The organism is Halomonas sp. CH40, from assembly GCA_041875495.1.
In the GTDB taxonomy this organism is placed as follows: domain Bacteria; phylum Pseudomonadota; class Gammaproteobacteria; order Pseudomonadales; family Halomonadaceae; genus Vreelandella.
Map to the genome: position 1 here is coordinate 3,397,455 of CP112982.1, position 18,923 is coordinate 3,416,377.

Annotated in this window: 14 protein-coding genes; 4 read left to right on the plus strand and 10 right to left on the minus strand. The window is 52.8% G+C overall.

Annotated elements, in window-relative coordinates:
- The first annotated feature begins 210 nt into the window (after positions 1 to 210).
- A complete protein-coding gene (locus tag OR573_15460) occupies positions 211 to 1,791 on the plus strand; it encodes an AAA family ATPase (protein ID XGA79853.1) in 1,581 nt (526 codons plus the stop codon).
- A 21-nt stretch (positions 1,792 to 1,812) separates the two neighbouring features.
- On the opposite strand, the gene OR573_15465 is transcribed toward OR573_15460, so the two are convergent.
- The 3 genes from OR573_15465 to OR573_15475 all read right to left on the minus strand — a co-directional run bounded on the left by OR573_15465 (position 1,813) and on the right by OR573_15475 (position 4,269).
- Complete coding sequence (locus OR573_15465; protein XGA79854.1) at positions 1,813 to 1,977, minus strand: hypothetical protein; 165 nt, start codon at positions 1,975 to 1,977, stop codon at positions 1,813 to 1,815.
- A gap of 83 nt (positions 1,978 to 2,060) precedes the next feature.
- Complete coding sequence (locus OR573_15470) at positions 2,061 to 2,825, minus strand: Rpn family recombination-promoting nuclease/putative transposase (protein ID XGA79855.1); 765 nt, start codon at positions 2,823 to 2,825, stop codon at positions 2,061 to 2,063.
- 187 nt (positions 2,826 to 3,012) lie between these two features.
- The gene (locus OR573_15475; protein ID XGA79856.1) at positions 3,013 to 4,269 is read right to left on the minus strand and encodes an ISL3 family transposase; all 1,257 of its coding nucleotides are present in this window, start codon (positions 4,267 to 4,269) and stop codon (positions 3,013 to 3,015) included.
- A 111-nt stretch (positions 4,270 to 4,380) separates the two neighbouring features.
- Between OR573_15475 and OR573_15480 the strand changes: the two genes are divergently transcribed.
- Together OR573_15480 and OR573_15485 are read left to right on the plus strand one after the other, a co-directional pair.
- Entirely contained in the window at positions 4,381 to 5,016 is a 636-nt protein-coding gene (locus OR573_15480; GenBank protein XGA79857.1) for a hypothetical protein, read from the plus strand.
- Positions 5,013 to 8,273, plus strand: coding sequence for a site-specific integrase (locus OR573_15485; GenBank protein XGA79858.1), 3,261 nt, complete (start codon positions 5,013 to 5,015; stop codon positions 8,271 to 8,273). Before OR573_15480 ends, OR573_15485 begins: the two co-directional genes overlap by 4 nt.
- Before the next feature lie 202 nt (positions 8,274 to 8,475).
- Here the strand turns inward: OR573_15485 and OR573_15490 are convergent, their stop codons facing one another.
- From OR573_15490 to OR573_15500, 3 genes are read right to left on the minus strand one after another with little or no spacing between them, the layout of a single operon-like run.
- The gene (locus OR573_15490; GenBank protein XGA79859.1) at positions 8,476 to 8,676 is read right to left on the minus strand and encodes a hypothetical protein; all 201 of its coding nucleotides are present in this window, start codon (positions 8,674 to 8,676) and stop codon (positions 8,476 to 8,478) included.
- Positions 8,667 to 8,987: a hypothetical protein gene (locus OR573_15495; GenBank protein ID XGA79860.1), complete on the minus strand. Its 321-nt coding sequence runs from the start codon at positions 8,985 to 8,987 to the stop codon at positions 8,667 to 8,669. Before OR573_15495 ends, OR573_15490 begins: the two co-directional genes overlap by 10 nt.
- Complete coding sequence (locus OR573_15500; GenBank protein ID XGA79861.1) at positions 8,974 to 10,068, minus strand: tyrosine-type recombinase/integrase; 1,095 nt, start codon at positions 10,066 to 10,068, stop codon at positions 8,974 to 8,976. The genes OR573_15495 and OR573_15500 overlap by 14 nt, the downstream gene beginning before the upstream one ends.
- An 84-nt stretch (positions 10,069 to 10,152) precedes the next feature.
- On the opposite strand from OR573_15500, the gene OR573_15505 reads away from it, so the two are divergent.
- On the plus strand, positions 10,153 to 11,850 hold the full coding sequence (locus OR573_15505; protein ID XGA79862.1) for a methyltransferase domain-containing protein: 1,698 nt from the start codon (positions 10,153 to 10,155) through the stop codon (positions 11,848 to 11,850).
- A gap of 755 nt (positions 11,851 to 12,605) precedes the next feature.
- On the opposite strand, the gene OR573_15510 is transcribed toward OR573_15505, so the two are convergent.
- From OR573_15510 to OR573_15525, 4 genes are all read right to left on the minus strand, one after another.
- Entirely contained in the window at positions 12,606 to 13,451 is an 846-nt protein-coding gene (locus OR573_15510; GenBank protein XGA79863.1) for a hypothetical protein, read from the minus strand.
- Positions 13,452 to 14,330: 879 nt separating this feature from the next.
- Positions 14,331 to 14,504, minus strand: a complete 174-nt coding sequence (locus OR573_15515; GenBank protein ID XGA79864.1) for a hypothetical protein — start codon at positions 14,502 to 14,504, stop codon at positions 14,331 to 14,333.
- A 99-nt stretch (positions 14,505 to 14,603) separates the two neighbouring features.
- The gene (locus OR573_15520) at positions 14,604 to 15,956 is read right to left on the minus strand and encodes an ammonium transporter (protein ID XGA79865.1); all 1,353 of its coding nucleotides are present in this window, start codon (positions 15,954 to 15,956) and stop codon (positions 14,604 to 14,606) included.
- A 473-nt stretch (positions 15,957 to 16,429) separates the two neighbouring features.
- Entirely contained in the window at positions 16,430 to 18,745 is a 2,316-nt protein-coding gene (locus OR573_15525) for a DUF1989 domain-containing protein (GenBank protein XGA79866.1), read from the minus strand.
- Between the last annotated feature and the right edge of the window lie 178 nt (positions 18,746 to 18,923).

Below are 18,923 nucleotides of genomic sequence, written 5' to 3' on the forward strand. Positions count from 1 at the left end.
CGTTTTGATCCGCCAGGCTGGCACAAGCGTGATTTTCAGATGTCCCTTTTTTGGACATTTTTGACCCTCGGCCATTCAGCACAACGCCGTCTGGATTATCCAACAGATGGATAAAGAGCCTTCTTCATTCCCTCAATTCAGCGGCATGTTAGACTGGCTACCATCGCATCATTCGTTGTTTTTCTCTGCCCTGCATTCCGGGAGGCCTGTATGCCAGTCACGCACCGTCAGACACTACCCATTGGCATCCAGTCCTTCGAAAAGTTACGCAAGGGCCATTATTACTACGTTGATAAAACGCCCTTGATTCACCACATCGCAGAAACGGGCGGTTATTACTTCCTTTCCCGTCCTCGCCGGTTTGGTAAAAGCCTGCTGCTGGATACCCTTGGCTGCCTGTTCGAAGGCCGAGAGGCACTGTTTGAAGGGCTTTATATCCACGACAAATGGAACTGGCAAACCCACTGCCCAGTGGTACGCATCAGCTTCTCTAATGGCGTGGTTAACAGCCGCGAAGACCTGGACGCGAACATTCGTTTTCAACTGCAGCAGCAGCGCAACCGTCTAGGGATTGATTCCGCACCACCAGAAAGGATAGCTGACGATTTTGCCAGCCTGCTTGAAAGTACTCACCGTGCCCATGACCAACGCGTTACCGTACTCATCGACGAATACGACAAGCCGATTCTGGATAACCTGCTCAACCCTGAGCTGGCCCGCGAACTGCGCGAGGGGCTGAAAAATCTCTACAGCGTGCTCAAGGACGCCGACCCGCACCTGCATTTCGTGCTGCTGACGGGCGTCTCCAAATTCAGCAAGGTCAGCCTGTTTTCAGGGCTTAACAACCTTAGGGATATTACCCTTTCTCCCGACTATGCCGCCATTTGCGGTTATACCGATCACGATATCGATACGGTGTTTGCACCAGAGCTCCCCGGCCTTGACCGCGAAGAGATCCGCCGCTGGTATAACGGCTACCGTTGGGGAGGGCAAGACGTCTCGAGTGTTTACAACCCTTTTGATGTACTTCTATTGCTCGAAGAGCGCGAATTCGGCCCTTACTGGTTTGAAAGCGCCACGCCCACATTTCTGGTTAACCTGCTAAAGGAGCGCGGTGTCTTTACGCCGCAGCTCAGCAAACTTCAGGCCAAGGCACAGCTGCTGGGGCGATTTGATGTAGAGGATATTGCCACCGAAGCACTGCTGTTCCAGACCGGCTATATCACTATCAAGGATGTACAGGAACCGATGGTGGGCTATCGGCTCTATTCACTGGGCTTCCCCAACCGAGAAGTGGAAAGCAGCCTGAACGAGTTTCTACTCCCCGTTTTGGGTCTGAAGGATAGCGACGCACAGACCTATCAGCTAGCGCTGTTCAAGGTACTGCATGAACATGACATCAATGCACTAGAAGCGCACCTGAAAGCCCTCTTCGCTGGCCTTCCCCATGACTGGTATCGCAACAACCCGATTGCCCAATACGAAGGCCATTATGCCAGCGTTTTCTACAGTCATTTTGCTGCCCTGGGGGTAGGCGTCACTGTCGAAGATGCCAGCAGCCACGGTAAGGTCGATATGAGTGTCGACTTCGGTGGCCAACTCTATATGTTTGAATTCAAAGTGGTCGAGCAGGAACCTCAGGGCAAGGCGCTGGAGCAGATCAAAGCCAAAGGCTATGCCGATAAATACCGTGCCAGTGGCAAGCCGATTCACTTGGTGGGTGTGGAGTTTTCCAATTTAGAGCGCCAGATCGTGGCGTTTGAGGTGGAGACGCTGACACCTTTATTGTGATGCAGTAAAGCTTACAACGGCTCAGCGCTTGAACATATCATCCAGGCGATTGGCGAACAGCACGTCACGCATCCAGCCTTTTAGCTGGTCATGATCGGCTTGCAATAGCTGTGCTTCTACCCAGTCAGGCACCTCACCAAACTTGAAGGCGAGCTGAGTGCGTACCACCTCACGCGCTTCAGCCAAGCGCCCTTTCTGAATGCCAAATCGCTCGCCTTCCTGCCGTCCTTCTTGACGCCCTTCCAGGCGTTCTTTCTTGACCAGATTTTCTATAAATTCTCTGCCAACATGTCTTTGTCCTCCATCAGGCTGTCGAGCCGATCCAGATTGACCTCCGCGCCCAGCCGGTACAGGTGCCGCTTGAGCCAGCGGGTGATAATCCGGTCGATGCGTTCCTTATTGGTGTCAGCCTGAATAATGGCGACGACCCGATCTACTGCGTTCTGTAGGGCTTCCCAGCTTTCTCCGGCGTTTTCCACACCGAATACACCACTCAGGGGCGTCTGGCGCAAGCCCAATTCTTCATTAGTATAGCGCCCTTCATCAACCAGAAAATAGCGTAGACGCGGTTGATAGACCTGCAGGAAAGCCGGCGGTTCCGGCTGCACCATCTCGTAAATATCCAGCGGGGCTGTCCAGGGTTTTGAGCCATTGTACAGCACCACCGGAAACACCGGCGGAAGCCCTTGGCTGGGCGTAACGGCCTTTTGTTTGAGCAGGTCGCTGTAGAAGCAGGCGACGTAGTGCATCAGCCGAATCGGCATGCTGCGCTCAACCGAGGATTGAAACTCCAACAGAATATACAGGAACACCCGCTGCGTAATACCTTGCCAGGTGATTTCCACCGACCATACCACGTCTTCGATTTTTTCCTCGAACAGCGGCGTGATGTAGTGGCCGTTTCTTTTCTCAAGCGTGGTGAAGTCCATTAACCCGGCAATCTCGGGCGGGGCGAACCCTTCGATCAATTGCTGAACGAACTCGGGGTGGCTGAACAGCTCCTTGTACCCCGTATCATGATGCTGAGTGGCCATAACGCGTCCCTGTTAATGCTATAGAAGCAGAGTAGCATGACGAGCGATGGTCAGCAGCGCATTCCAGAGGCAGGGCAAACGCATGAAAGATTTCACCCAGCCAATATCGTCGCTAAATAGCTTTCATCCAGTGCTGCCTTTTTCTGCTTTCGGCGTATACCACCTTTAAAACTGGCTCTTCGTCATTTCATGTGGATTTGGCCTGATCAAGCAGGCGGCCCACCGGGCTACCAATCAGGTAAATCATAGCAATGAAATTAGCTTCATTTCGGTAGCCCCGTGCACGTGAACGAGCCGCCTGAAACAGGCCGTTCATTCCTTCTAGTCGCGCGTTTGTCAGCCCCGAGTGCCAGCGCCTGACTACCGCTTTAGCGTGTCGCTCAAGTGTCTCCAGCGCTTTCCCCATCGGCTTCAGTAGAGGCTTCTCAGAAACTGCTGCTTTCATGATTTTTAGGTAGTTCGTGATCCGCCAACGCGCTGCCCTGGGCGTTGACGCTTTCTGGATCCAGCTTAACTTTTCCTTGATCACCCAAGCATCGGCCGTGGCGCTCTGATCGGCAACCAGCTCCTGAAGTGCCGATATCTGTTTAGGTGTGTGGTTCTCATTTTCCAGGCTCTTCAACAGTGCCCAGCGCAGCGACTTGGGGTGTTTCTGCTCGCGGCGTTCTTTCTTGCGCACCTCGTCCAGTCGCTTGGTGAAGGTCTGCACGATATGGAACCAGTCGACCGTTACCTCCGCCTTGGGAAGAGACTCGGTGACGCCACTAAGGAAAGCAGGTGACATGTCACAGACAACCTCGACCACATTGTCCACATCGCCACCATGAGCCGCCAGGAAGGCACTGAACGCCTTGATGGTGTCCTTGCCGCAGCCTGGAACAGCGAAAATCACCGGTTCCTGCTTGCGCTGCATATCGAGGAACACGGTGACGTAACGATGCCCGCGTCGGGACGCGGTTTCGTCCACGCCAACCATGGTCACATTGGACAGATCCAGCTCTCCCAGCATGCGGTTCACGTAGTGGTGCACGATGCGCCATAGTCGTTTGTCGGAAATCTCCAACTGCCGGGAGACAGCCAGCACTGGCATCTCCTTGACGAGCGACATGGCCGCCTGCTCGAACAACAGGGTAAAGTCACTGCCGGGCCGCGCCCAGGGCACCTTTATGCGTTTGACGCCATGTTCAGGACACTTTGTACGAGGGACGCGAGCATGCAAGTAACAATGGTGCTGAAAGAAGTTCAGATGTCGCCAGGTTTTGTCAGCAAAGTCGTGGGCTTGGCAGGCCTTACCGCACTCTGGACAGGGATAGAGGCTGCCACGCTCCGCCTCGACATACAGCTCCAGGCGGTGAGGCGACGCAGCGGTATCCAGGTGCTGATCCTTGAGAATCCAGGGCGCTTCCAGGCCAAGGCCGAGTGTTAAAATCTGGGTGCCGTCCATGTCGTACCTCCTGCTAATATGGAGGCAATATTCTGGCTCAGCTCAGGGGGCGAATTCCACACCCAACGACGAAGAGCCTTAAAAGGCTATGTTAAACGGTTAGTAAACCACATGCAGAACCGCTTAAGGATCCTCCAAAGCGACAAGTCGCTATTTGAGATGAGCGTGGATTTTCACAACCGTTATACAGCCTATACGATTGCCATGCTGATGTTCAGCACCGGATACCGCTGTATCCGCGACCCGTTGCCCGAATGGAGACAAGTATCACTGAAACGAGGGATCATTGTCATTGCGGATAAAACCGATGATGTACAAAGCCATGCACGTTTTTTACCCTTGCCTGCGATTGTCATCCAGCAACTACATCATTACCAGCGTCATCGCGAGGCGATCCTGAGCCGGCTGTCGCTGTTTTTCCAACAGCAATGGGCAACGCCTTTCTTTTTCCTGAATGCATACGACGCCCCCAGGGAAGCTACCCCAAAGGTACTGGAGGAGCACCTGGCCTGGCCGGGCTCACCGCCACTGAATATCAATCGACATTTTTTACACACTTATTTAAAGGAGTCAGGCTGCTCGTCTGAGATTGTCGATGCCTTTATGGGGCACTGGGATGCTGGGCAGGAGCCCTGGGCAGAGTTTTCGACGTTCTGCCCAAACAGCTACCGGGAACAAATCGGCAGTGCCATTGAAACAATGATGTTTGATCAAGGCTGGAAAGCCATTGAAGGAGCGGTGTTATGAAGCTGGCAGACGTCTGGAAAGACGGGCAGCTGACGCCTCCGGTTCAGAAGGGTATTGACGGAGAATCCAGGCGAAAATATCAACGCCAATGCGATACCTATAACGCCTTATCAGCTGCGCTGAAGCAATTAGAAAGCTTTCAGCCGGGTGCAGCTCACAAGGAAGAAGGCCTGGTCTTTACTGATACAGTTATCAGCAACCTCTTTGACGGCCTGCATACAACATCAACCAGCCCATACAAACTACACCTGCAACATAATTTTTTAGTCCAGTGGTTGGAACACGGTGTGCGTGAATGCCATTGGCAGGCCAACATTCCCAGCCCCATGATTGTTCAGTCGCGTAAGCCCCCGCCGGTCACCACTCATACTTTCCAGCAACTGACTGAGTGGGATAATGCCATTGAGCTTCACGACCAGTATCGTTTACCGCCGCTACCGTCTTGTTCGCAGGACCAGTGGCTAGTCGGCCGTTTTATCTTTCAGCTGATGCGTGAAGGCGCGTTATTGAACAAGGACTGGTTAAAACAGCTACCCGCTGCGATCTGCAGCGGCATCGCATATGAGCAAGGTTCTGCGTACTTAACGCTGGCAAAAAACCTTCGCCCTGAGGCATCAAAGGACAAACGATCCGCTGTGTCAGCGCCTAACGACACCCCGGTAGAGCAGGAAGCGCTTTATCAGTACCGACGACTCTTTTTAAGTCCAGTGAGTCAGCTTCTGCTGCTTAACTACTACCAACAGCATGGGCTTCACTGGCCGAAAACGGCCAGTGCGGAAGTCTGTCTGATGCATTACGTGCGCCACCTCTTCCCTAAACGTAAAGGCAGACACATGACAGAGCTGCTGGCATTGGCGTACACGTCGGCATCAATGGAGTTAATACCTTTACTGATTCAGTTTGCCAATCAGCAAGACATGACGGCGTCGTTATGCCCATCAACATGGAGGCGACTTAACCATGGAAGCGTCTTATCAGGCGCGCCAGAAGCCCAGGAAGAAGATGAAGTAATGGATCTGGCGTTTAACTCGTTACCGTCACCCGGCTTTCACTGTCCTGACCAATTGAAACGTTTTAGGCAGCTCCAAGCCTGTGTGTCTGCCAAAAAATCCACGAAAACGACAAGAAAGACAGCACTCGCCAGGATTGATCAGCTGCTTGCGGCACCGGAAGAAAATGGCATTATGCTGACATTATTGGCAAATTGGTGTAAGTCTTTGATTTTAAGAGGTGGTCGAGTCAAAACTTCGCTTGCCATTAGTAGCGTTTCCACTTATCTCAGTGCCATTGGATGCTCTCTGATTGCCCATGAACACATGGTTGATCGGCTGGGGACTGACACCGCGAGTGATTGGGAGAAGCTCTATGCCCATGTTCTCGAAGAGGCACGAACGACGAGTAGCCGCATTACACGTCAATATCGCTTAAACGACTTCCATCATTTTATCAGCCAACATTACGCCATCCCTGACATTGAATTCGAGACACCAGGCCGACCCTTGCGTCGTGTGGATGTCAACATTGTGACCCCTGCCGAGTTTCGCCGCGCACTGACGCTGATCGATTCATCTGATCAGCCCGACGTGTTTCGTAAGATGCAGGCATTGGGGCTGATTCTGGGCTATCGACTCGGGCTCAGGCGCAATGAGTGCGCTTCTCTGCTGATCCGCGATGTTGCAACCCTTGAGCATTCAGACGTCACTTTTGGTGAAATCATTGTCCGTGCCAATAAATTTCATGACGGGAAAAGCGCTTCAGCCACTCGGCGATTGCCCTTGTGGCTGTTAATGCCACAAGAGCAAGAACGACTAATTGAGTGGGTAAAACACCAACGTGCTGCAGCCACAACCAAAGCTGTTAGCCATCAGCCCTTGTTCCATCGCCCTGACCTCGCCCATTTACCGCTTGGCAATGCGGAGTTATTTCGGCCCATACAGGTAGCACTCAAAGCCGCCACGGGCGATGAGCATGTGCGCTATCACCATTTACGCCACACCTTTGTGACGTTGACACTGCTCCGTTTACTGGAAGACTCGCCAATGGCGCTCATACCGGATGCCTGGCAACGGGATGATAGCGGCGATACTGCCCTTCCCAATACAACCACCGACGTATCAAAACGCGCAGGACTGGCTCCCCTGGATACACCTTCACGCAAACGACTTTGGCAACTGGCGTTATGGGCAGGCCATGCCGGCCCGAAGGAAACACTTCGCTCATACACTCATCTGCTCGACTGGATACTCGGATGCACGCTGAAAGATCACGCCAACCCAGCGCTCAGTAATGATCAACAACAGCGGTTACTGAATATGCCTTCCGAGACAGCGCTGACCAGCTGGCACAACCGCCGCGGATTAACCGGTAAATTGCTAGCAGGAGAACTCTTGTCCTATTTAACCAAACAATGGAACGGCTTTACGGCAAGCGACCCTTTGGCCACCTACGCAAGGCCTTATCAGAAACCCAACATCAACCCATTAGATGGCATGACTTCAACCGTATCCCCCTGGCCAGATGCGATACGCATTTATCAATGCCTGAGGCTCGTTGAACAACAGGAAAGTAATAGGTTATCGCTGGAGGAAGCGATATCAAAAACGGCAAAGCGCGTTGCAATGCAGCCCGAGGAACTCAGGCATTGGATGGTTCATGGCGAAGCGCTGATGCTGCGCCAAACACGTCGCCACACACCACGTTTTAGCCGCCGTCGCGTTATTGATTGCAAAAGTCACCAAGACACCACGGGGATTTATCTACCTGAACTCAAACGCTGCATGGCACCTCCCATCAAGCCAGCCGTATTGAAAGAAGCCGGTCAGTTCTATCATCATCTGCTCAATTGGTACCAGAATCAGCCCGACACTGCCGAAACCAGTTTATTGACATTGAAGCGCCATATGCAGCGCAGCACCGGCCAAATCGAGCTGCCCGATGCAGATGCCATTAACTACGTCCGCGAAATCCTGCGGCCTTTGCGCTGCTTTCAGCATGTTTACCTCGTTGTCGAGGTGGAGGCAGCCGCAATGGAAAAAAGCATCAAAGCACATTGGTTCAAAGCCACCGGTATTCCCCACCAGCGTATTGATCTAAAGCCAACGCCCACTCGCTCAGGCCGCACGCGTCACTGGTACGGCAACGCCAACCTGAGAATTACCCGAGGCCATTATTCAGATGGGCAACAGCCCCTTTGGGAGGCTGTCCGGTTTGCCGCCTTTATGGTGATGCTGGTACTGGGGCTGACAGAGGATACATAACCGCGACGTTGCTCAGGTTTGACGCTCATCCCCCCAGGCTCGGTACCGTCCGACATAAAAAACCCCACCGCCCTGATAAAAGACGCTGGGGATCAAATCCGCTACTACTGCTTCCAAGCTAGTCGCTCAGCAACTCATATGCAGTAATAAAGCAGAGTTTGCGACTGACAAAAGAGCACCATTGAATGGTAACCAGTAAACGCTACCCCATATGAGGCGGCCCCGCTTCATTAAGATGGCGCTCCGCCAAGTAAAATTCATAGTTGCCTTTTGGGCCGATGACATACAGTGACCAGAAACGTCGATCCATCAACCACTCTGGGCCTTCCACACCGGCGACATAAAACTCCCCTGTATAGGTAAGCCCAGATGTTTCTGTCGTCCGAGGCTGGTTTATTGCCATGCTTGACCCTCCCATGCCATTAACGTCCGTTCCAACTCCACCAGCAACGGCGGAATAGCACTTCGGTTAGGCTCCAGGCCCATTAACTTAAGCGTTTCGCCCACCCAAGTCGTCAGCGCTTCGACATTGCTAGTTTCACGCCCATCTCCCAGGCACATCACTAACCCTGTCCCTTTGCTCAGGTTCATCGCCAAAGCAAGGGATTCAGCCAGTTTCCGTTCCAGGCGACGGCGTGCCTGAATCGCCATTGTCGAGCGAAGTGACTGTTCGATTTCATCGCGAGTCATCATTAGATCATTACTTTTCGACATGGCAAGCCTCCTTAGCACGCGGCTTATTGTTGAGCATTTTTTCAAATGCTGAGCCATCCTGACGTGTCAGGTTTGGCACAAAGCGTGAATAAACACGAAAGAGCATTTCCGTGGTGGTATGGCCCATCTGTCGGGCAATCCATTCAGGGCTTTCACCAGCGGCCAGCCAGAGCGTGGCAGCGGTGTGGCGAGTCTGATAGGGCCGGCGCTTTTTCATGCCCAGCGATTGGAGCAAGGGGTACCAGATGCGCTTGGTCACGTTTTGATGTGATAGTGCAGTACCATTGCGTGTCGTGAACACCAGCCCTGTTCGGCCCGTCACCGCATACTGCGCCTTGAGGGCATCAAAGACCGGTTGTGACATATCAATTGACCGGTACGACCCATCGGTTTTAGTAGTTACAATCTGCCCACGCACCAGAGCCTGATGCACCAGTATCTGACGACGATTAAAGTCCACGTTTTCCCAGATCAGGCCGTCAATTTCCCCGGTACGCATCCCAGTAAAAAAACGCACGATGTAGTACTGGCGAAAGTCATCGCGTACGTTGTCGAGGATCTGTTGCACCTCATCCAGCGAAAATGGCTCAACATCGGTGCGTGGCACACTCAACGATTTAATCCCGCGATACGGTGAGCTAAACTCATAGCGGTCGGCGGCCTCATTCAACATCATGCGCAATGGCGTCATGATGTGGTTAATACGACTGGCAGAGATCTTCTTGCCGCCCCGAGTGTTCACTTTGGCGAGGGAAGCTCGGAACTCAAGAATCTCTGCACGGGTGATGCTGGCGACCTCTTTATGGCCTAGCGCTGGAAGAATATGTTGATCCAGGCAGCCCCGTACCGTCACGATTTGCGACTCACGCCATTCGATCTCTTTCTCGGCAAACCAGGTTTCCGCAAATTCTCTGAGCAAGGGTGACGCATGGTAACCACCTGCTTTGGTCAAGGCCCGCTTGCTCAGGCTTTCAGCACGGGGGCTATCCGGAAAGTAGCGACCATAATCAAATGTCCCTAGCGTGATCTCCGCTTCGATCTTCTCCAGGATCCGCTCTAGTACCTGGCCGATAGCGGCCATTTCCTGAACTGACGCATTCTGTTGCTCAACAGAAAAATGCTATGGTCATTGCATTGGCTTACAACGGCAAACCAGGGATCGGACATGGCGACGCCTCAATCTACACATTTCTATGATGAGCATGCTCAGCGTCTGTTTGAACAATATCAATCGCTGGAGTTTGAGCAGGTTCATAGCGAGTGGCTGCATCATCTGCCGGATCAACCCGGGTTAGCCTTGGATATTGGAGCAGGCAGCGGGCGTGATGCCAAGGCACTGGCTCAACGGGGGTGGCAGGTGGTCGCTGTTGAACCGGCTGATAAGCTCCGCGCCCTGGGGCAAACCACGACAGCCGGTCTGGACGTCAGCTGGTTGGAAGATAGCTTGCCTACCCTGAACTCTGTACGTCAGCTATCGCAACGCTTTCAGCTGATTCTGGTGTCCGCCGTCTGGATGCATTTGCCTGGTGAGGATCAGCAACGCGCTTTGCGTGTGTTGAGTTCCTTGCTAGCACCGGGCGGGCATCTGGTGATGACCTTTCGCGAAGGCCCGAATAACGATTCCCGCCAATTTCATCCGGTCGAGATGGGCGTGCTGGATAGCTGGGCACAAAACCTTGCACTGTTACCGGTTCAAGCGAGCCACAATGGTGATCAGCTGGGTCGAGAAGGCGTGACTTGGCACTTACGTGTATTCCGGCTCCCTGATGATGGCACCGGTGCTCTGCCGTCACTACGCCATATTATCGTGAACGATGATAAGGCCTCATCTTACAAGTTGGGGCTTTTGCGCACGCTGACACGCCTGGCAGATAGCGCGCCAGGAATCGTAATATCGCGTACGGATGAATGGGTCACGGTGCCACTGGGCGCCGTAGGGCTTTTCTGGATCAAGCTATACCGGCCCCTGTTAATCGAGCGTGACCTGCGCCAATCACCTGGCCAAAAAGGCTATGGCTTTGCCAAGGATGATTTCTATCGCCTTCGGCAACTGTCACCCCATGATCTGCGGATAGGATCGGCTTTCCTTGATCCTCAATGCGCCGCCAGTGTGATGCGCGCGCTGCGTGATGCTTGCCAGACCATTCTCAAAATGCCCTCGCATTTTATTACCTGGCCTGGCAGCCAGCGCCCGGTCTTTGAAGGACAGTATCAGGGCATGCGTGTCCGAGAACAGGCTGTTCGACTTGATAGTGCAACGCTGGCATCTTTCGGCACGTTTCAAATCCCGACACCGCTTTGGGACGCTATGAGCCGTTACGCCTGCTGGCTGGAGCCCGCCATCGTCCATGAATGGGTGCAGCTGATGCAGCGATATGACACCGGCTACGATACCGGCACCCTGCATCACGCCTTGCAATGGCAGGAAAGCCGTCGTGATACACAGCAGGTTCGTCAGCTGGTGGCACAGCGTCTGAAACATCCAGCGCCGTTGCCTTGTGTCTGGACGCACAACGATCTGCACCGCAGTGCTTATGCCATCGATCATTGTTTCCCCTGGTCGCGCTGGAATAACAATGATCTCTGGAATCTGCTGCCTGCGACGGAAAAAGCCAATCAGGCAAAATCAGACCGGCTGCCCGCGGCTCAGGTGATGCATAAGGCAAGAGAAGACATTCTGCACTGGTGGCAATGCCTGGATGATAACCCGTCGATCCATCAACGATTCAGGGATGAAGCAGCCGTTGCATTGCCCTTGGCAACCCCTGATGCCTCTCTGGATAAACTTTTCGAAAGCGCTCTGTTGCAGCGTCAGCGTCTAAAAGCCAACCAGCAGCTGGTAGAGTGGTTGGGAGTGCACTGACAAAGATTGTGTCAAACCTTGTGCCACAAAATGGCTAGAGGTCACTGGCTATCTTTCCCTACAGATTTTTTCCGCGCTTTACTTGGCACGAGGATGGCACAGATTCGACACAAGCAAAAAATAAGGGCCTACGAATTAACGTAAGCCCTTGAAATCGTTGGCGCGCCCGGCAGGATTCGAACCTGCGACCCTCGGCTTCGGAGGCCGTTGTCACTCAAGATCAAGCTGATGCCGCATAGCTCACCACATTACGATTAATTTTTTAATTACAGAACCTTATATGCGATCAGTAGAATATCAGCACTGCTTTCAAGCTTCGACTGACACCGATTAATATACGTATACGTCCGTCAATGTGGCACATAGCGTGACTTTTGAAAGTCTCGTTTCCAGGAAGTTATGACCTTTGGCCATTGAGCTCCCATCGGGAATTGCGTAGATACTTAAATAGATAGCTTTCAGCACGAAGCAAATGTTTTCCACCTGGAAAACCTAGCACCCAGACTCTATCGCTTTCCAGACTGAATGTAGTGTCGCCATCATCACAGGCTGGGCTAACAGATTGAGGATGCGATATTCCGCAGCGAACACGCTCAGGTCATCCCGGGCTCTTTTCCATTCAGAAAGTTGACCGCTGATCACCTTGGTCTAAAGGTACCAACCCGTGCTGCGCTGTTCCGTCTGGAAGGCGTTTCTGGTAATCGTATTCATTTCCACACGGAAAGCTGCGGTGTGATGAGATACATCAGGAAGACTTATCCGGCAGGGAAATTTTCCACCTGGAAGGCCTTTCCTCCAGGTTGCATCGCTTTCCAGGCTGAATGTAGTGTCGCCATCATCACAGGCTGGGCTAACAGATTGAAGCTGCGATATTCCGTAGCGAACATACCCAAGCCATCTCGAACTCTTTTCCACTTGGAAAGTTGAGCCCTTATTGACTGAGTCCACAGGTACCAATCCGTGCTGCGCTGTTCCGTTTGGAAGGCGTTCCTGGTAATCGTATTCATTTCCACACGGAAAGCTGCGGTGTGATGAGATACATCGGGAAGACGGGTCAGGCAGGGAAATTTTCCACCTGGAAGGCATAGCTCCCAGATTGCATCGCTTTCCAGGCTGAATATGGCATCGCTATTATCACAGGCTGGGCTAACAGATTGAGGATGCGATATTCCGTAGCGAACATACCCAAGCCATCTCGAACTCTTTTCCACTTGGAAAGTTGAGCCCTTATTGACTGAGTCCACAGATACCAATTCGTGCTGCGCTGTTCCATCTAGAAAGGTGTCCTTAATGATTGTTTTCATTTCCACACGGAAAGCTGCCGTGTAATGAAATACATCGGGAAGACGGGTCAGGCAGGGAAATTTTCCACCTGGAAGGCATAGCTCCCAGATTGCATCGCTTTCCAGGCTGAATGTATTGTCGCCATCATCCCAGGCTGGGCTAACAGATTGAGGCTGCGATATTCCGTAGCGAACATACCCAAGCCATCTCGAACTCTTTTCCACTTGGAAAGTTGAGCCCTTATTGACTGAGTCCACAGATACCAATTCGTGCTGCGCTGTTCCATCTAGAAAGGTATCCTTAATGATTGTTTTCATTTCCACACGGAAAGCTGCCGTGTAATGAAATACATCGGGAAGACGGGTCAGGCAAGGAAATTTTCCACCTGGAAGGCCTTTCCTCCAGGTTGCATCGCTTTCCAGGCTGAATGTATTGTCGCCATCATCCCAGACTGGGCTAACAGATTGAGGCTGCGATATTCCGCAGCGAACACGCTCAAGCTACCCCGGACTCTTTTCCGCCCAGAAAGTTGAGCCCTTTTCGCCTGAGTCCACAGGTACCAATCTGTGCTGTGCTGTTCAGTCTGGAAGGCGTTCCTGGTGATCGTATTCATTTCCAAACGGAAAGCTGCGGTGTGATGAGATACATCAGGAAGACTTATCCTGCAGGGAAATTTTCCATCTGGAAGGCCTTTCATCCAGGTTGCATCGCTTTCCAGGCTGAATGTATTGTCGCCATCATCACAGACTGAGCTACAGATTGAGGATGTGATATTCCGCAGCGAACACGCTCAAGCTACCCCGGACTCTTTTCCGCCCCGAAAGTTGAGCCCTTACTGCCTAAATCCACAGGTAAGTGCCTATGCAGATGTTTTCATACATGAAAACATCTGCATAGGCACTTAGGCACTGGCAACGTTGAACCTGCCTTAAAGCCTGTTGCTCTGGTATCGCTTCATATTCCCAGTGTGGATAACGAGCTTATACATGTATGTCGGTATTTTGGAAGACACCCCTGCTCAACGACGCGGCCTGATCAGAACGCTTGAGGAAAAGGGGCGAAGGAAGAGCAATCGATAAGCACACCTTGGAGCCGTTTCTCATTGCCCAAGACACACGTGTGCTGTTTGTTGAAAAAATAAAACCGGTGCATGGCTGCCTTAATGACCATGCACCGATGTTTATCGCAATAATGCATTATTGCTGAGTGGACTCATGTTTTTTAAATGCCGCATTTTCGTGCTTTATAATACTGACCGTTAATAAAAGGCATAAACCTACGCCAACGATCAAACTCGCCGAGATAATAGCGGGATGACTGGAAAAGAACAGGTAATTAATGGCACTTTGCAAATCGGTACTGGTTTCCATTGTTGTCTCCTCAACGTTTCTTAGGATATGTCTGGCAACTACTTTTTTACATGATCATTATTTAGCGCATGCTCGAGGTAAGATGCAGAGTTATCGCGATTAACTAATATCCTGCCTTTTCGCCATGGGGAACGCTTTGTTTAATCCACCATGAACGCCCTGAGGCGAATGACCTTGTGGAGACTCGGTTTCAGGATAGGGCCTCGCCGATATTTCCACCAGGTCAAGCCCTAGTACTTCAACATGTGGTGGTACACGCAGTAGGTTGAACTTTTTCAATGCGTAAGAGATTCCCCAACCTGGGATAAAGCCGGTTAACGCCATAACCACAGCGCCTACCAACTGGCCGGTGAAAGAAATATCCGGCATCCCTTCTGCATTGGCAAACCCTGCCGCGAAGATACCCACCAGCACGACGCCGTAAAAACCGCAGAAACCATGAACCGCAAAGGCGCCCACAGAGTCATCCAGGCCGCGCTGTTCAAGGAAGTTGCCCACTTTGGCCATTAACGCACCACCGCTGGCCGCCAGCGCAAACGCCAGGCCGGGATAGTAAAGATCCAGACCGGCTGCCACGGTGATGATACCGCCCAAGCCACCTGACATGGTCCAGAAGGGGTCTCTTGATATCAGGTAGGCTCCGATAACACCGCCTGCAAAACCCATGACAGTGTTGAAGGCAAAAGCCGACAGGTTGGTCTGGGTTCCATAAATGGTCGTCCAGCCAATATCGCCGGTATTGAAGATGATGCAGCCGCCGAGAAAACCGAAGAAACCGACAATGATCATCATCAGCCCAAGCAGCGACATGGGCATGTTGTGCGGTGGGATTGCCTGGGGCTTACCGTTTTTAAACTTGCCAATTCTGGCGCCCAGGTTCATCAATACTCCTAGGGCAAAGAACCCGGCAACCGCATGGACGACCCCTGCTGCCCCAACATCATGATAGCCAAACTGGGTGAGTAGCCAGCCGCTTGGGTGCCAGCCCCAGGACCCGGCCAGTATCCATACGCCACCCCCCAATATGACGGCAAGTGTCAGGAAGGCACTCAAACGAATTCGTTCGATGACGGCTCCAGAAAGGATAGAGCCTGTAGTCGCCCCAAAAAGAGCGAACGCCGCGAAAAATATCCCTGTGCCCATATCGTTGACATCAGGGCGCATACTGGCGCTCCAGGGAAGCGCCGCCGAGGCATCAATGGGAATCAGGCCATTGGGAAAGGCGTTGTAAATCCACCAGCCCACAAAATAGAAGGCCGGAATCACTGACGCCAGCGTAAGGATGTTTTTCATCCCTGATGCCAGCGCATTCTTGGTGCGCGAGGCACCAATTTCGTAAGACAGGAAACCTGCGTGAATCAGGAACATAATGGCAATACACCACCAGTAAAACACCTCTATATTCATTGCCTGATGCATCTCGAAGATGCCTTTTAGTTCATCGGTCGTCATGTTGTTCCCCTATGTGTAAAGCGTGACAGTGAAATCACCTGGCTGTTTTAACCAGAGAGTTTTCGTAGTAATAAACCATTTTCTGTTGCATTCAATGACGATGATTCTTTAACACTTACCTTTATAAACAGCATTAAAACGGCTACTAGCCAACGCTCATCCCAACATTAACAGCAGCCTTTTTAAATGCCTTAAGTTAAATAGAGCAACATGCATGCCAAAACTCCATCAGCGCAGAAAAACATCTTATCCAGCCCATCAAACGATGCTTTATTGTCTAAAATATCGCGAAAACAAAACGTCACTGAACATTACCCTGGCAAATCAACACTTCCTTTTTACCAGCAAAACCCACTCTTCTGATTGGTCGAATTACCATTAAAAACGGGGGCACTCATTCTTTTACATGCACTGTGACAGTGCTGACCTTCACCAAGCCAGTGCGTTCTAATCACTGGCTTGATGGAATTAAATTAACTACGCACGCGAGTACGCTCCTTGTCATAAAACGGCAAGGCAACCACTTCCGCCGGCAGGCGTTTCTGGTGCCCATCAAGGCGACCCACTTCTAGCTGGGTACCAGAGCTTGCAAACTCGGGTGCCAGACGACAAAGGGCTATCGATTGCTTAAGCAGCGGTGATTGGGTAGCACTGGTCACCTGCCCCACCGGAAAGCGTCCATGAAAGATCTGATCCCCATGATCCACCAGTTCCGTACTATGAATGATCAGTCCCATTAACTTGTGGCGACTTTCCGGTGCCTGCCGTGCCATCGCCTCCCGGCCAACAAAGTCGTCTTCCTTGGTTTTCATTGGCACGGTGAAACCAATACCCGCTTCAAACGGATTGGTTTCCGGGCAGAATTCATGGTCAGCAAAAATCAGCCCCGCTTCGATGCGCAGCATATCCAGTGCATCCAGCCCTAAGGGCGCTAAGCCGAACGCTTGCCCCGCCTCCCAGATGGTATCCCAAAGACGTTCGCCATGGTCAGGGTGGCACCAGACTTCAAACCCCAGCTCGCCGGTGTAGCCGGTACGCGAGACCATAAGAGGAATGCCCTCCGGCCCGCCCAACCGGCCAATCATAAAATGGAACCAGCTTAACTGCGCGACGCTCGTCTGGGTTTCAGCGTTCCACACAAGCTGGCTGAGCAGCTCACGGCTGAACGGCCCCTGGATCGCCAGGTTGTGCAGTTGCTGGGTGGACTCACGAATACTGACCTTATAACCCTGGCGGCTAGCCAGCTCACGCAGCCAGATACCACTATACGGGTCGCCGCAGATCCACCGGAACGCCTGTTCGCCCATCCGAAAAAGCGTGCCATCGTCGAGCATGCCGCCGGTTTCATTGCAGGCGGCTGAGTAAGCGACTTCGCCAACGGATAAACGCCGCACATTCCGGGTCAAGGCGTATTGCAGCAGGCGTTCAGCATCCGGCCCCACCACTTCAAACTTGCGCAAGGGTGTCAGGTCCATGACCGCAACCCGTTCACGGCAGGCAAGGTATTCGGCACGCCGCCCCCAGCCTTCAAACTCGCTGGGTAGCCAGTAGCCGCGATATTCAATGAAGCGCTGGGTCAGGGCCGATGTCCGACGGTGAAAGGCGGTTTGCAGTGTCATGCGGGGCAGTTCCTCCGGGGTAGTCCGGTTAGCAATTGAACGCGGAAATTCATGCTCGGCTGAGTAGATGCGTACCTGTATATCGGTGGGCGTCCATCCGTTAGCGGAGTCAATGTCGTCCGGACACGCGGACGACGCACACACCAGGTCGCGCTTCGCGCGCAGCAGGACATAGTCGCCAGCTCGCGACCAGGGCTCATCTGCCGATAGCGTGCCGCAGGGTTCAACGTGCGTATTGAAAAAGAAATTGATGGCTGGCCAGCCAGCGCGAGGGGCGATGTTAAAGACCGCCAGTTCACGGTTAAAATTCTCGGTACAACTGATATGGCCAAAATAGCCGCTGTCTTCGTAGAATTTTGGCGTACATGCCAGCATAAAACTGTCATGCCGCCCGACTGTGTCCTGCACCACTTCAAGCATGGGCTGAAGACGTTGATCGGCAAAGCGCGAAAACAGGCCGGGCTGCGGCATCGCGCAATTGGCCAGCGTGCGTGTTGCCGCCGCGTCCAGGGTCACCGTCTCGCCCAGGTCCAGGGCATCTTTATCAAAGGCAATAAAGTCCGAACACTGCTTGCCTGACACATCGATGATCTGAATCCACTCACCTGCACGAACCTGATAGGTACGCGCACTGCTATGCGGAATGTGGATGTCGTTAATAGGCTCGGCTAAAGGCGCTGGCAGGATCGGTAAATGCTCAGGCAAGTGCCAGTGAATCACGTCCAGTTCCGTGGCGGGTGACTGCTCGGAGACCGCCATGTCGTTGCCGGGGGCCACCAGCACCAACGTTAGCAGCGCGCTATCCAGAGGGCAGCTGAGTTCAAGAGGCAACTGCCGCCCGGGAATATGACCTCCCTGTGACAGCAGTTCAGTATCAATCTGCCAAGAATCGAACCGGGCTTTCAACCGCTTGGCAGCCGCATTACCCTGTTCAAGCTGGCGCTGTGTCAGCGCGGCGGACGGCTGCAGCGCTATCCCCATGGAAGCCGTCACGGCTTGGTTATCCTGGTCAAGCGCCAACAAATCGCAGCCCTGCTCCCCATCTGGCGACGTGATGCTCAGACGCTCCCCCGGTAATAGCGGTAAACGCAGGGCATGCTGGCCAGCGATACGATAGCGCCGGCAAGGCGTTTCCAGCGCCTGCTGCTTAGAGTGATGCCAACTACCCATAGTGTAACCTCGTGTTGTCCGTTCCGGTTTTGTTCAGCCTGGGGCTATAAAGGTGCGTCGCGGTCGTCTGATACTCCCTTTATGGTGCAGGTGGCGTGCCCGCCCCCACCGGAGAACCGTGATGCGCCAACAATTTTCTTTCTGATAAAAATACTTTACTCGCAGTAGGAAGCTGCAC